The sequence below is a fragment of the Kitasatospora sp. NPDC022785 genome (assembly GCF_055561295.1).
The window spans coordinates 288,471-301,019 of sequence record NZ_JBVHHB010000001.1; the positions used below are offsets into that span (position 1 = coordinate 288,471).

The following is a 12,549-nucleotide window of genomic DNA, read 5'->3' on the forward strand; positions in this document are numbered from 1 at the left end:
GATGAAGATGATCGTCGCGCCACTGCTTCGGATCTTCTTCCGGCCGTGGATCGAGGGTGAGGAGAACATCCCCACCGAGGGTGCCGCGATCATCGCGAGCAACCACCTGTCCTTCTCGGACTCCTTCTTCTTCCCCGCGCTGATCAAGCGCCGGGTGACCTTCATCGCGAAGGCCGAGTACTTCAACACGCCCGGTGTGAAGGGCAAGCTGACGGCCGCCTTCTTCAAGGGCGTCGGCCAGCTGCCGGTCGACCGTTCGGGCGTGCGCGGCGCCGGCGAGGCGGCGATCCGCTCCGCGATCGCGGTACTGGACCGCGGCGAGCTGTTCGGCGTCTACCCGGAGGGCACCCGGTCGCCCGACGGCAAGCTGTACCGCGGCAAGGTCGGCGGCCTGGCCCGCGTCGCGCTGGCCACCGGCGCGCCGGTGATCCCGGTCGCGATGATCGACACCGAGAAGGTGCAGCCGCCCGGCCAGGTGGTCCCCAACTTCGGCATCCGCCCGGGCATCCGGATCGGCCGGCCGCTGGACTTCTCCCGCTACCACGGCATGGAGAACGACCGCTTCATCCTCCGTTCGGTGACGGACGAGGTGATGTACGAGATCATGCGGCTCTCCGGCCAGGAGTACGTGGACATCTACGCGACGGCCGCCAAGCGGCAGATCGCCGACGACAAGAAGCGCGCGGACGCCGAGCGCAAGGCGGTCCAGAAGGCCGAGCAGGCCGCCGCCAAGGCCGAGAAGGCCGAGGCGGAGAAGGCGCAGAAGGCCGCCGAGCAGGACCAGAAGGCCGCCGAGTAGGACCAGCAGGAGCGGCCCGGCCTGAGGGCGTGTCCGACGGTTCCCGCCCCGGCGCGCGACGGGGACGGGCGGACGCGCCCCCGGCCGCCGAGGGAGGGGCGGGGACGATGACGGACGGCGGCAGAACGGCTGCGGTCGGCGGGGCGGTCGCGGCCGGCGGCATGTCCGTCGAACTGCCGCTCTGGCGGGCCATTTCCTTCTTCCGGGTCCTGGCGCTCTGCTACGCGGTGCTGCGTTTCTTCAACTCGTACCTGGAGTTCCTGCACCCCGTCGCCGGCTGGATCTACCTCGGCGCGCTGACGCTCTGGACGCTGGCCAGCACCCGTGCCTTCGCCGGGCCGCAGCGCTGCACCTGGTACGTGCTCGGCACCGACCTCACGCTCGCCGTCACCGGCATCGTGATGAGCGGTCTGACCGACGACCCGGCCCGGATCAGCCACGGCGCGCCCACCCTGCCGACCATCTGGGCGGCGGGCACCGTGCTCGGCTTCGCCGGCCGGGGCGGCTGGCGCTGGGCGGCGGCGGCCGGTTCGGTGATCGGGGTGGCCAACATCCTCGGCCACGGCGGTCCGACCGGCGACAACATCCACAACATCGTGCTGCTGATGGTGGCCGGCTGTGCGATCGGCTACGTGATCGAACTGGCCCGGGCCAGCGAGGCGACGCTCACCCGCGCGCTCCAGGTGGAGGCCGCCAACCGGGAGCGCGAGCGGCTCTCCCGGGACATCCACGACGGCGTGCTCCAGGTGCTCGCGCTGGTCCAGCGCAAGGGCGGTGAGCAGGGTGACGGCCGGAACGCCGACTTCGCCGAGCTGGGCCGGCTGGCCGGAGAGCAGGAGCGCGCGCTGCGGGCACTGATGAGCGGCGGCCCGCTGCCGGCCCAGCGCGCACCGCTGGAGCCGCGGGACCTCCGCACGCTGCTCGGCGCGTACGCGGACGAGCGGATCACGCTCTCCGCCCCCGGCACCCCGGTGCTGCTGCCCGCTCCGGCCGCCGGTGAGCTGGCCGCGGCCGTCGGCGCCGCCGTGGACAACGTCCGCAAGCACGCCGGCTCCGGAGCCCGCGCCTGGATCCTGGTCGAGGACGAGCCGGAGGCCGTCACGGTCAGCATCCGCGACGACGGCCCGGGCTTCGCCCCCGGGCGGCTCGGCGAGGCGGAGCAGGCCGGCCGGCTCGGTGTCTCCCAGTCGATCCGCGGCCGGCTGCTGGACCTCGGCGGCACGGCCGAGCTGTACTCGGTGCCCGGGGAGGGCGTCGAGGTCGAACTCCGCGTCCCGAGGAAGGGCTCTGATGACCGACCAGCCGACTGACCGGCCGACGACTGACCGGCCGACGACCGACCTGCCGATGGCCGACCGGCCGGTGCGGGTCATGGTCGTGGACGACCACCCGATGTGGCGCGACGCCGTCTCGCGGGACCTCGCCGAAGCCGGGCTGGACGTGGTGGCCACCGCCGGTGACGGCGAGGAGGCCGTCCGCCGGGCCCGCGCCTGCGCCCCGCAGGTGGTGGTGCTGGACCTCAACCTGCCCGGCCTCTCCGGCGCCGAGGCCTGCCGCCAGGTGGTGGCCCAGGACCCGTCGGTGCGCGTCCTGGTGCTCTCCGCGAGCGGTGAGCACGCGGACGTGCTGGAGGCGGTGAAGTCCGGCGCGACCGGCTACCTGGTGAAGTCGGCCGGCCGGGACGAGCTGCTGGACGCGGTGCGCCGTACCGCCGTCGGCGACGCGGTCTTCACCCCGGGCCTGGCCGGCCTGGTGCTCGGCGAGTTCCGCCGGCTGGCCGCCGAGCCCGCCGCGCCGACCGCCCCCGCCGTCCCGCAGCTGACGGCCCGGGAGACCGAGGTCCTGCGGCTGGTCGCCAAGGGGCTGTCGTACCGGCAGATCGCCGACCGGCTGGTGCTCTCCCACCGCACGGTGCAGAACCACGTCCAGAACACCCTCGGCAAGCTCCAGCTGCACAACCGCGTCGAGCTGGTCCGGTACGCGATAGAGCAGGGCCTGGACGACGAGATCTGAGCGGTGGGCCGCACGGGCGGCGCACCGCTCGGGGACCTGCGGGGAACCTCAGCCGCGGACGGCGGCGGCCTCCCGGAGCAGCCCGGCGACGATGTCCACACCGTCGCGGGTGAGCACCGACTCCGGGTGGAACTGCAGGCCGGCGAAGCCGGGGCCGCGCAGCGCGTGGACGTCGCCGGTCAGCGGGTCGCGCGAGACCTCGACGCCCTCGGCGGCCAGCCGGGCGGCGTCCGCGTCCGAGCAGCGCGCGGTGAACGTGTTGTAGAAGCCCACCGTGCGCTTCACCCCGAACAGGTCGACGCTCTCCTGCGCGCCCTGGAACGGCACGGCCTTGCGGGCCAGCGGCAGCCCGAGGACGTCCGAGAGCAGCTGGTGGCTGAGGCAGACGGCGAGCAGCGGCGCGGTGCGGGCGCCGGAGCGGACGGCGGCCAGCGCGTCGGCGACGATCGGGCGGAGCACGGCCATCTTGGGGTCGTCGGCCGCGGCCGGGTCGCCCGGGCCGGGGCCGAGCACCAGCGGGCCCCGGTGGGCGGCGACCCGCTCGCGCAGGCCGGGCTCGTCGAAGCGGACGACGGTGACCTGGTGGCCGAGCGAGGTCAGCAGGTGGGCGAGCATCGAGGTGAAGGTGTCCTCGCCGTCCACCACCAGGGCCGGCTCGGCCTGGGTGATCCTGGCCGGCTCCTGCATCCGAAGCCAGAACGGGGCCAGGTTGGCGCGCCGGGCGTCCAGCGCCGCCTGGACCCGGTGGTCGTCGGCGAGCCGCGGGCCGGACGGGTTCGGCAGCCGGGCGGGCGCGGGGCGGGCACCGATCGCGGTGAGCACCCCGGCGGCCTTGGCGTGCGTCTCGGCGACCTCGGACTCCGGGTCGGAGTGGCGCACCAGGGTCGCGCCGACCCGGACGACCAGACGGCCGGTGGCGGGGTCGATGTCGGCGGCGCGGATGCAGATCGGGGAGTCCAGCTGCTGGCCGCCGCTGGCCGAGCGGCCGATCAGGGCGAGCGCGCCGGCGTAGTAGCCGCGGCCGCCGCGCTCGTACCGGCTGATCACCCGGGTGGCGTTCTGCACCGGGCTTCCGGTGACGGTGGCGGCGAACATCGTCTCCTTCAGCACCTCGCGGACGTCCAGCGAGGTGCGCCCGCGCAGCTCGTACTCGGTGTGCGCGAGGTGGGACATCTCCTTGAGGCGCGGCCCGAGCACCTGGCCGCCGAGGTCGCCGACGGTGCACATCATCTTGAGTTCCTCGTCGACCACCATGGTGAGCTCCTCCAGCTCCTTGGGGTCGTGGAGGAAGGCGATCAGCGAGTCGAGGTCGGCGCCGCCCGCCGGATAGCGGTAGGTGCCGGAGATCGGGTTCATCACGACCGTCCCGCCGCTCTGGCGCACGTGCACCTCGGGGGAGGCGCCGACCAGGACGCGGTCACCGGTGTGCACCAGGAAGGTCCAGTAGGCGCCGCGCTCCTGCTGGAGCAGCCGGCGGAAGAGCGTGAGCGCGAGGGCGGGGGAGCAATGTCCGTCGGCGGCTCCGCCGCGGGCCTCCAGGGTGGCGGTGAAGTCCCGCCGGATCACGAAGTTGGCGCCCTCGCCGCGCCCGATCTCGTCCTCGATCACCCGGCGGACGATGCCGGCGTACTCCTGGTCGTCGATGTCGAACGCACCGCCGGACAGGGAGACCGGCAGCTGCGGGAGGGCGGGCGTCAGTTCGGCCAGCGGAAGTGCGTACTGCTCGGTCACCGCGAGGGCCTGCAGCGGGGTGGCGTCGTCGTGCGCCTCGAAGCCGCGTTCGCGGATCTGCCGGTACGGGACGAGCGCGAGCAGGTCGTGCACCGGGCCGCCGGCCGGGACGCCCTCGCGGACCGGCAGGTCGGCCAGCCGCTCGTAGCTGCCGACGGTGCCCAGCAGCACCTCGACGGTGTCCGGGGCGAGCCGGGGGGTGCGGCGGTGCAGCAGGGCGAAGGCGGGGGCGTCCGGGCCGGTCAGTCGGGCGAGCAGGTCGGTGGCGGTGGTCACGGTGGCGGCTTCCTTCTGAGTGGAGGCGGGGGCGGTACTGGAGTTCCGCTCCCGGGAGGGCCGTCTGCTCATACGCCGACGGCCGCCCCGAGGGGCGGCCGTCGTGTTCGTCTAGGAACGCGGGATCTGCGGGCCACCCGAGGGGTCGGCCCACCACCAGGAGTAGGTGTGCGGCGCGTTCATGCGTCGAGCGTAGCGGATGCGCAGGACCTTGGCGGGGCCGTCACACGAATGTCCGGCAGGTGTCTCATCCCTCGGGCAGTGGTCACAAATCGGTTGTCGCACCCCGTAGCCTTGCCGTGTGACCGTGACAAATCACCCCTGGCAGTCCCTGCCCGCGGCGCAGCAGCCTGAGTGGCCGGACCAAGAGGCTCTGCGCAAGACCCTTGCTGAGCTCGCCGCGTATCCGCCGCTCGTCTTCGCCGGCGAGTGCGACCAGCTGCGCGCCCGGCTCGCTGCCGTGGCGCGTGGTGAAGCGTTCCTCCTGCAGGGCGGCGACTGCGCCGAGGCCTTCGACGGCGTTTCGGCCGAGCACATCCGCAACAAGCTGAAGACCCTGCTGCAGATGGCGGCCGTGCTGACGTACGCCGCCTCCGTCCCCGTGGTGAAGGTCGGCCGGATCGCAGGCCAGTACTCCAAGCCGCGCTCCAAGTCGACCGAGACCCGTGACGGTGTGACCCTGCCGGTCTACCGGGGCGACTCGGTGAACGGCTTCGACTTCACCCCCGAGTCCCGCATCCCGGACCCGGAGCGGCTGAAGCGGATGTACAACGCGTCCGCCGCGACGCTCAACCTGGTGCGCGCGTTCACCACCGGTGGATACGCGGACCTGCGCCAGGTGCACGCCTGGAACCAGGACTTCGTGCGCAACTCGCCGGCCGGCCAGCGCTACGAGCAGCTCGCCCGCGAGATCGACAACGCGCTGGCGTTCATGAACGCCTGTGGCGTGGCGCCGGAGGAGTTCAAGACGGTCGAGTTCTACTCCTCGCACGAGGCGCTGATCCTCGACTACGAGACCGCGCTGACCCGCGTGGACTCGCGCACCGGCGAGCTGTACGACGTCTCCGGCCACATGGTCTGGATCGGCGAGCGCACCCGCCAGCTGGACCACGCACACATCGAGTTCGCCTCCCGGATCCGCAACCCGATCGGCGTGAAGCTCGGCCCGACCACCTCGGTCGACGAGGCGCTCACCCTGATCGAGAAGCTGGACCCGGAGCGCGAGCCCGGCCGGCTCACCTTCATCACCCGGATGGGCGCGGGCAAGATCCGCGAGCACCTGCCCACCCTGGTGGAGAAGGTCACGGCCTCCGGTGCACAGCCGGTCTGGATCTGCGACCCGATGCACGGCAACACCTTCGAGGCCTCCAGTGGCCACAAGACCCGCCGCTTCGACGACGTGCTCGACGAGGTCAAGGGCTTCTTCGAGGTGCACCGCGCTCTCGGCACCCACCCGGGCGGCATCCACGTGGAGCTGACCGGCGACGACGTCACCGAGTGCGTCGGCGGTGGCGACGAGGTGCTGGTCGACGACCTGCACCAGCGCTACGAGACGGCCTGCGACCCGCGGCTCAACCGCAGCCAGTCGCTGGACCTGGCGTTCCTGGTGGCCGAGATGTACCGCGGCGGCCACTGAGCCCGCGAGGCTCGGACCGGCCCGGCCGGCCCCTGATGTGACGAAGGCCCCTCCGGATTCGGGATTCCCGAGCCCGGAGGGGCTTTTTCGTGCCCGGATCGCCGGGTAAGGTGAGGCTTAGTGAACTAAGGCGTGCCTTAGTCAAGATCCACTCCGCCGCACCCCCGGGAGAGACCGCGATGTACGTGTGCATGTGCCATGCGGTCACCGAGGCCCAGGTGAAGAAGGAGATCGACGCGGGTGCCAACAGCCCGCGCCAGATCGCCAAGGGCTGCAAGGCCGGCACCGACTGCGGCTCCTGCGTCCGGCGGATCCAGGCCCTGCTGGGCGAGCACGGCGCGCGGCCCTGCCCGACCGCCCGGCTGGCCGCCAGGCTGGGGCTGGCCGACCCGGAGGCCGCCCCCTCGGAGGCCGCGCCGTCGGAAGCAGCCCCGCTCGCGCCGCTGCGCGCAGCCTGACGGTTCGGGGCGCCCGCCGCTCTCAGGACTCCGGCTGCTCGACCAGCTGGGCGATGTAGAGCGCCTCCCCGAGCTTCTCCAGCAGCTCGAGCTGGGTGTCGAGGTAGTCGATGTGGTGCTCCTCGTCCGCCAGGATGGACTCGAAGATGTTCGCCGAGGTGACGTCGTTCTTGGCCCGCATCACCACGATCCCGCGCTTGAGCCGGTCGATCGCCTCGACCTCGACCTGGCGGTCCGCCTCGAACATCTCCTTGACGGTCTGGCCGATCCGGACGTGGAAGAGCCGCTGGTAGTTGGGCAGTCCGTCCAGGAAGAGGATCCGGTCGGTGAGCACCTCGGCGTGCTTCATCTCGTCGAAGGACTCGTGCCGGGTGTACTTGGCGAGCTTGGTCCAGCCGAAGTTCTCCTGCATCTTCGCGTGCAGGAAGTACTGGTTGATGGCGGTCAGCTCGGCGGTGAGCTGCTCGTTGAGGAATTCGATGACCTCTGCGTCGCCCTTCATGGCGCTGCCTTCCTGCTGTGCGTCCGGGAACCTCGGCCGTGCCTGCGGCTGCACGCATCCTGGCATCGCGATGGGACGAAATTCCAGTAAGTTCACACTCAGTAGGACATGTGTCGGAATATCCGATTTGGTCGGCTATTGGCCCGTATGGGCGGGCGTGCAGCGCCGGAAAGGGGCGCGCTCCGGGGTTGTCCGCCGTCTGTCACCATGGACCCATGGGTCAGTCCGAACAAGAACCGCTTCCCCCGTCTGACCCGAGGCTCCCTCCGGGGCAGCGCCCGCAACGCGGCTGGCCCGCCCTGCACTACGGCCCGGTGCCCCGCTTCAAGCCACTGACCTGGGACTTCCAGGTGTTCGGGGCGACCGCCTCGGCGGAGAAGCACAGCTGGGACTTCGCCGGCTTCAGCGCCCTTCCGCGCACCACCGTCCGGGCCGACCTGCACTGCGTCACCAAGTTCTCGATGCTCGGCAACGAGTGGACGGGCGTGTCCGCCGCCGCCGTACTGGAGCAGGCGCCCCCCGCGCCCGACGTCACCCACGTCATGGTCTGGGCCGAGTACGGCTACAGCGCCAACCTGCGGCTGGCCGACTTCGCCGACCCGCGGACCGTCTTCGCCACCCACCGCAACGGCGAGCCGCTCACCGCCGAGCACGGCTTCCCCGTCCGGCTGGTGGTCCCGCAGCTGTACGCCTGGAAGGGGCCCAAGTGGGTCCGGGCGGTCGAGTACATGCGGGCCGACCGGCGCGGCTTCTGGGAGGAGCGCGGCTACCACAACCTCGCCGACCCCTGGCAGGAGCAGCGCTACTCCTACCAGGAGGAGCCGGGCGACGGGCCGCTGCGCTAGGTCGTCCGCGGGTCAGGCCCGGATGTTCTGGTTGAGGTGGAACAGGTTGCCGGGGTCGTACCGCCGCTTCAGCTCCACCAGACGGTCGTAGTTGCCCCGGTAGTTGGCCTCGATCCGGTGCTGGTCGTCGTGGTCCATGAAGCCGATGTAGCCGGCCTCGTCGGAGTGCGGGGCGAGGGCGGCGTAGTAGTCGCGGACCCAGGCGGTGTTCGCGGCGTTGTCGGCCGGGTCCGGCCAGACGCCGGCGATCACGGTGGCGAAGGTCGCGTCCCGGTGGGAGAAGGCCGTCGCGTCGGCGGGGACGCGGTGGCAGGCGCCGTTGATCGGGTAGATGTGCACCGCCGAGTTGACCGCCGGCACCCGCGGGCCGTACTCCATGTGGGCGGCGATCGCCCCGTCGGTGAGCTCGGTCGCGAAGAGGCCCTTCCAGTACTGCTGGAGGCCCGGCGGCAGCAGCGGGTCGAAGACGGCGGCGAACGCCGGGTACGGCGCCGGGCCGACGCCCTCGGCCACCACCGGCGCCGCGTCCCGCAGCGCGGCGAGCACCTTCTCCGCATCGGCCGGCGGCCCGGCCCAGCAGGGGACCAGCAGGATGAAGGGGTCGCCGACCCGGTCCTCCGGAATGAACGGCAGCGGCGGCGCGAGGTGGAACCCGGGGAAGAGGCCGAGCTGCTCGGGGGCGTCCCGGATGTACTCGCGGTAGAACCGCAGCACCTCGGCCGTGTGCTCCAGCTCGTAGACCATGGGCCCGGCGACCACGTCGGCCACCGGGCTCAGCCGGTACTCGAAGGACGTCACCGCGCCGAAGTTGCCGCCACCGCCGCGCAGCGCCCAGAAGAGGTCCGGCTCCTTCTCCCCGCTCACCGTGTGGAACCGTCCGTCGGCGGTGACCACGTCGGCCGAGAGCAGGTTGTCGCAGCTCAGGCCCAGCCCGCGGGCCAGGTGGCCGAAGCCGCCGTTGAGGGTCAGCCCGGCGATGCCGGTGGTGGAGATGATCCCGCCGGTGACCCCGAGGCCGAAGGCGTACCCGGCGGCGTTGAGGTCGCCCCAGGTGACGCCGCCCTCGCAGTGTGCCGTCCGGCGCTCCGGGTCGATCCGCACGCCCCGCCGCCCGGAGAAGTCGATCACCACGCCGTCGTCGCAGGTGCCGAAGCCCGGCGCGCTGTGGGCGCCGCCGCGCACCGCGAGGTCCAGCGCGTTGTCCCGGGCGAAGTCGACCGTGGACATCACGTCGCCGGTGTTGGCCACCCGGACGATCACGGCCGGCCGGCGGTCCACCATGCCGTTGTAGACCCGGCGGGCCTCCTCGTACCCCTCGTCCGTGGGGGTGATCACCGCGCCCCGCACGCGCTCCCTCAAGCCGTCGACGGTGGGTCCGCCCATGACGACCACATCCTCGGATACCGGCCGCCGCGCAGCCCCGTCCGGAGGTCCCGGCGCCGCAGCCCTCCCGACTCTACGGCGGGCGGGGCCGGGCAGGCCTGGTTCCACGCTACGCCGCATGTCCCCAAGGCGCCCGGCAAAATCCTTAGATGAAGGGGAAGTTGACCGTCACCACGGTGTGCTGCGGGCGGCGCTCGCCGGGGGCGGGGGACTGGCTGGAGACCTTGCCGGTGCCGAACAGGTTGACGCCGCTGCTCTGCATCGCGAAGCCGGCGGCCTGGAGCGCCTTGGCGGCGTCGTCCTTGGACATCCCGGTCACGTCCGGGACGGGCACCATGCCCTTGCTGACCACCAGCGAGACCGGCGAGTTCTCCGCCAGCTGCTGCCCGGCCGCCGGCGAGCTGCTGATCACCGCGCCCTCGGGAACGGTGTCGCTGTACGTCTCGGTGACGTTGCCGCGGGCCAGCTGGACGCCGGCCAGTGCGGCGGCGGCCTGGTCGGCCGGCTTTCCGGCCAGCTCCGGTACGGCGATCCGCTTCGGGCCGCGGGAGACGGTGACGCCGACGGCGTCGCTCTTGCGGGCCCGGGCGCCGACCCCCGGGTCGGTGGAGATCACCTGCCCGGCGGGGACGGTCTCGCTGTAGACCTCGGTGAACCGCCCGTGCATGCCCGCGCCGTCCAGGATCCGCTGCGCCTCGGCGCGGTCCTTGCCGAGCACGCCCGGCACCGTCGTGTACAGGGCGCCGGAGAGCGTGTAGGTGGTGCCGCCGACCAGCAGCACCAGGGCGGCCAGGACGGAGGCCCAGACCAGCGGCTTGCGGGGGAGGCGGCGCAGCAGGCCGGGGCGGCCGGTGCGCACCGGCGGCGGCTCGTCGTACGGGCGCGGCTCGGTGAGCAGCTGCTCCATCACCTCCGGCGGGACGTCCAGCACGCTGGTCCGCTCGACCGGCGGCCCGGCGTCCGTCGCGGTGTCCGTCGCGTGGGCCTGAGTGGAGACGGCCTGTGCGGAGACGACCTGTGCGGAGACGGCCCGGGCCGTGACGGCGGGCCGGATCACCGAGGTCGGCTCGTTGGTCGGGTACTGCGGGCTGTCCAGCGTGGAGGCGGGCGGCTCGGCGTCCAGCTGGGCCGGGGTGAGCGTGCGGCGCACCCGCTGGAGGGCGGCCAGCAGCTCGACCGCGTCGTACGGGCGGGCCTGCGGGTCGCGTGCGCAGGCGCCGGCCACTATGGCGTCCAGCTCGGGGACGACGCCGGGCACGGTCAGCGAGGGTGCGGGGACGTCCTCGTGCAGGTGGCGGTACATCACCTGGACGGGGTTCTCGCCGGTGTGCGGGCGGTGGCCGGTCAGCATCTCGTACAGCAGGATGCCGGCGGCGTAGACGTCCACCCGCTGGTCGGTCCCGTCGCCGGGGCGGATCTGCTCGGGGGCCAGGTAGGAGACGGTGCCGAGGACGGTGCCGGTGGTCGCGGTGGTGGAGGTGGCCGCGCCGTCGGCGGCGTTCAGCACCCGGACCAGGCCGAAGTCGGCGACCTTGACCAGGCCGCCGTCGGTGATCAGGACGTTCTCCGGCTTGACGTCGCGGTGGACCAGACCGGCCCGGTGGGCGGCGCCGAGCGCGGCGAGCACCGGCTCCAGGATGTCCAGGGCGGCGCGGATGGAGAGCGCGCCGCGGTCGCGGAGCAGGTCCCGCAGGGTGCGGCCGGGGACGTACTCCATGGCGAGGAAGACGTTTCCGCCGTCCGCGCCCTGGTCGAACACGTTGACCACGTTGGGGTGCGCGAGCCGGGCGACCGCCTTGGCCTCGCGGATGAACCGGCCGGTGAAGCCCTCGTCGCCGGCCAGCGAGGGGTGCATCACCTTGAGCGCCACGACCCGGTCGAGCCGGGTGTCGGTGGCGCGGTAGACGGTGGACATCCCGCCGGCCGCGATGCGCTGCTCGACCCGGTACCGGCCGTCGAGCAGGGAACCGATCAGGGGGTCGTGCAATGCCATGTCCGCCTTGTCCACCCGGCGAGTCTAGTGGCGCAGACGGGCCCTCAGCCCCGGGCGGCACCGCTCCCGGGGCTCTCTGTACCCGGGTTGTGACACCGTCCGGGCCCTTCGGGGTCAGAACGCCGGGCGCTCGCGGGTGTCCAGGTCGGCCCGGCCCGCCATCGCCGAGGAGGCCTCGGCGTGGAAGCGGCGCGGGATGCGGCCGGCCCGGTGGGCGAGCCGTCCGGCCTCGGCGGCGTGCCGCATCGCCTCGGCCATCAGCACCGGGTCCTGGGCGCGGGTCACCGCCGAGGCGAGCATGACGGCGGCGCAGCCCAGCTCCATCGCCAGCGCGACGTCCGAGGCGGTGCCGGCGCCCGCGTCCAGGATCACCGGGACGTTGGCGCCCTCCACGATCAGCTGGAAGTTGTGCGGGTTGCGGATGCCCAGGCCGGAGCCGATCGGCGAGCCGAGCGGCATGATCGCCGCGCAGCCGACGTCCTCCAGCTTCCGGGCCAGCACCGGGTCGTCGTTGGTGTAGGGGAGGACGGTGAAGCCGTCGTCGACCAGCGTCTCGGCGGCGTCCAGCAGCTCGATCGGGTCGGGCAGCAGGGTCCGCTCGTCGGCGATGACCTCCAGCTTCACCCAGTCGGTGCCGAGCGCCTCGCGGGCCAGCCGGGCGGTCAGCACGGCCTCTCCGGCGGTGAAGCAGCCGGCCGTGTTGGGCAGGATGCGGATGCCGTTGCGGGTGAGCACGTCCAGGACGGAGCCCTGGGTGGTGGCGTCGACCCGGCGCATCGCCACGGTCGTCAGCTCGGTGCCGGAGACCCGCAGCGCCTGCTCCAGGACCTCCAGGCTGGGGGCGCCGCCGGTGCCCATGATCAGGCGCGAGTCGAAGGTGGTGCCGGCGATGGTGAGCAGGTCGTCAGCCATG

The 12,549-nt window shown here is 72.7% G+C and carries 11 protein-coding genes; 6 read left to right on the forward strand and 5 right to left on the reverse strand.

The genetic code is table 11. The annotated features are described in order from the left end of the window. Nucleotide 1: 1 nt before the first annotated feature. From ACZ3YO_RS01240 to ACZ3YO_RS01250, 3 genes are all read left to right on the forward strand, one after another. Nucleotides 2-799, forward strand: coding sequence for a lysophospholipid acyltransferase family protein (locus tag ACZ3YO_RS01240; RefSeq protein WP_465545942.1), 798 nt, complete (start codon nt 2-4; stop codon nt 797-799). Between the two features lie 107 nt (nt 800-906). Next, nucleotides 907-2,109 carry a MacS family sensor histidine kinase gene (gene macS / locus ACZ3YO_RS01245; RefSeq protein ID WP_465563257.1) on the forward strand — a complete coding sequence of 401 codons (1,203 nt, stop codon included), beginning with the start codon at nt 907-909 and terminating at the stop codon, nt 2,107-2,109. 37 nt (nt 2,110-2,146) lie between these two features. Then, the gene (locus ACZ3YO_RS01250; protein WP_465564130.1) at nt 2,147-2,812 is read left to right on the forward strand and encodes a response regulator; all 666 of its coding nucleotides are present in this window, start codon (nt 2,147-2,149) and stop codon (nt 2,810-2,812) included. Between the two features lie 48 nt (nt 2,813-2,860). On the opposite strand, the gene ACZ3YO_RS01255 is transcribed toward ACZ3YO_RS01250, so the two are convergent. Beyond that, a complete protein-coding gene (locus ACZ3YO_RS01255) occupies nt 2,861-4,891 on the reverse strand; it encodes an anthranilate synthase family protein (RefSeq protein ID WP_465563259.1) in 2,031 nt (676 codons plus the stop codon). A gap of 229 nt (nt 4,892-5,120) precedes the next feature. On the opposite strand from ACZ3YO_RS01255, the gene ACZ3YO_RS01260 reads away from it, so the two are divergent. Both ACZ3YO_RS01260 and ACZ3YO_RS01265 read left to right on the forward strand, forming a co-directional pair. Further along, complete coding sequence (locus ACZ3YO_RS01260) at nt 5,121-6,455, forward strand: class II 3-deoxy-7-phosphoheptulonate synthase (protein ID WP_465545644.1); 1,335 nt, start codon at nt 5,121-5,123, stop codon at nt 6,453-6,455. A 179-nt stretch (nt 6,456-6,634) separates the two neighbouring features. Next, complete coding sequence (locus ACZ3YO_RS01265; protein WP_465563263.1) at nt 6,635-6,913, forward strand: (2Fe-2S)-binding protein; 279 nt, start codon at nt 6,635-6,637, stop codon at nt 6,911-6,913. A 22-nt stretch (nt 6,914-6,935) separates the two neighbouring features. Here the strand turns inward: ACZ3YO_RS01265 and bfr are convergent, their stop codons facing one another. Continuing rightward, nucleotides 6,936-7,415 (reverse strand): bacterioferritin, encoded by a 480-nt coding sequence (bfr, locus tag ACZ3YO_RS01270; protein ID WP_396319402.1) that lies wholly within the window; start codon nt 7,413-7,415, stop codon nt 6,936-6,938. Between the two features lie 215 nt (nt 7,416-7,630). Between bfr and ACZ3YO_RS01275 the strand changes: the two genes are divergently transcribed. Beyond that, nucleotides 7,631-8,260: a sulfite oxidase-like oxidoreductase gene (locus ACZ3YO_RS01275; protein WP_465563266.1), complete on the forward strand. Its 630-nt coding sequence runs from the start codon at nt 7,631-7,633 to the stop codon at nt 8,258-8,260. 12 nt (nt 8,261-8,272) lie between these two features. Here the strand turns inward: ACZ3YO_RS01275 and ACZ3YO_RS01280 are convergent, their stop codons facing one another. The 3 genes from ACZ3YO_RS01280 to ACZ3YO_RS01290 all read right to left on the reverse strand — a co-directional run bounded on the left by ACZ3YO_RS01280 (nt 8,273) and on the right by ACZ3YO_RS01290 (nt 12,548). After that, nucleotides 8,273-9,643, reverse strand: coding sequence for an FAD-binding oxidoreductase (locus ACZ3YO_RS01280; protein ID WP_465563268.1), 1,371 nt, complete (start codon nt 9,641-9,643; stop codon nt 8,273-8,275). 145 nt (nt 9,644-9,788) lie between these two features. Continuing rightward, nucleotides 9,789-11,651 (reverse strand): Stk1 family PASTA domain-containing Ser/Thr kinase, encoded by a 1,863-nt coding sequence (gene pknB / locus ACZ3YO_RS01285; RefSeq protein WP_465563271.1) that lies wholly within the window; start codon nt 11,649-11,651, stop codon nt 9,789-9,791. A gap of 99 nt (nt 11,652-11,750) precedes the next feature. Then, nucleotides 11,751-12,548 carry a thiazole synthase gene (locus ACZ3YO_RS01290; RefSeq protein ID WP_465563274.1) on the reverse strand — a complete coding sequence of 266 codons (798 nt, stop codon included), beginning with the start codon at nt 12,546-12,548 and terminating at the stop codon, nt 11,751-11,753. Between the last annotated feature and the right edge of the window lies 1 nt (nt 12,549).

Coding starts and splice junctions, on each gene's coding strand:
- ACZ3YO_RS01250 (WP_465564130.1), top strand. CDS start 2,147: ATGGCCGACCGGCCGGTGCGGGTCATGGTCGTGGACGACCACCCGATG.
- bfr (WP_396319402.1), bottom strand. CDS start 7,415: ATGAAGGGCGACGCAGAGGTCATCGAATTCCTCAACGAGCAGCTCACC.
- macS (WP_465563257.1), top strand. CDS start 907: ATGACGGACGGCGGCAGAACGGCTGCGGTCGGCGGGGCGGTCGCGGCC.
- ACZ3YO_RS01240 (WP_465545942.1), top strand. CDS start 2: ATGAAGATGATCGTCGCGCCACTGCTTCGGATCTTCTTCCGGCCGTGG.
- ACZ3YO_RS01255 (WP_465563259.1), bottom strand. CDS start 4,891: ATGAGCAGACGGCCCTCCCGGGAGCGGAACTCCAGTACCGCCCCCGCC.
- ACZ3YO_RS01275 (WP_465563266.1), top strand. CDS start 7,631: ATGGGTCAGTCCGAACAAGAACCGCTTCCCCCGTCTGACCCGAGGCTC.
- ACZ3YO_RS01290 (WP_465563274.1), bottom strand. CDS start 12,548: ATGGCTGACGACCTGCTCACCATCGCCGGCACCACCTTCGACTCGCGC.
- ACZ3YO_RS01280 (WP_465563268.1), bottom strand. CDS start 9,643: ATGGGCGGACCCACCGTCGACGGCTTGAGGGAGCGCGTGCGGGGCGCG.
- ACZ3YO_RS01265 (WP_465563263.1), top strand. CDS start 6,635: ATGTACGTGTGCATGTGCCATGCGGTCACCGAGGCCCAGGTGAAGAAG.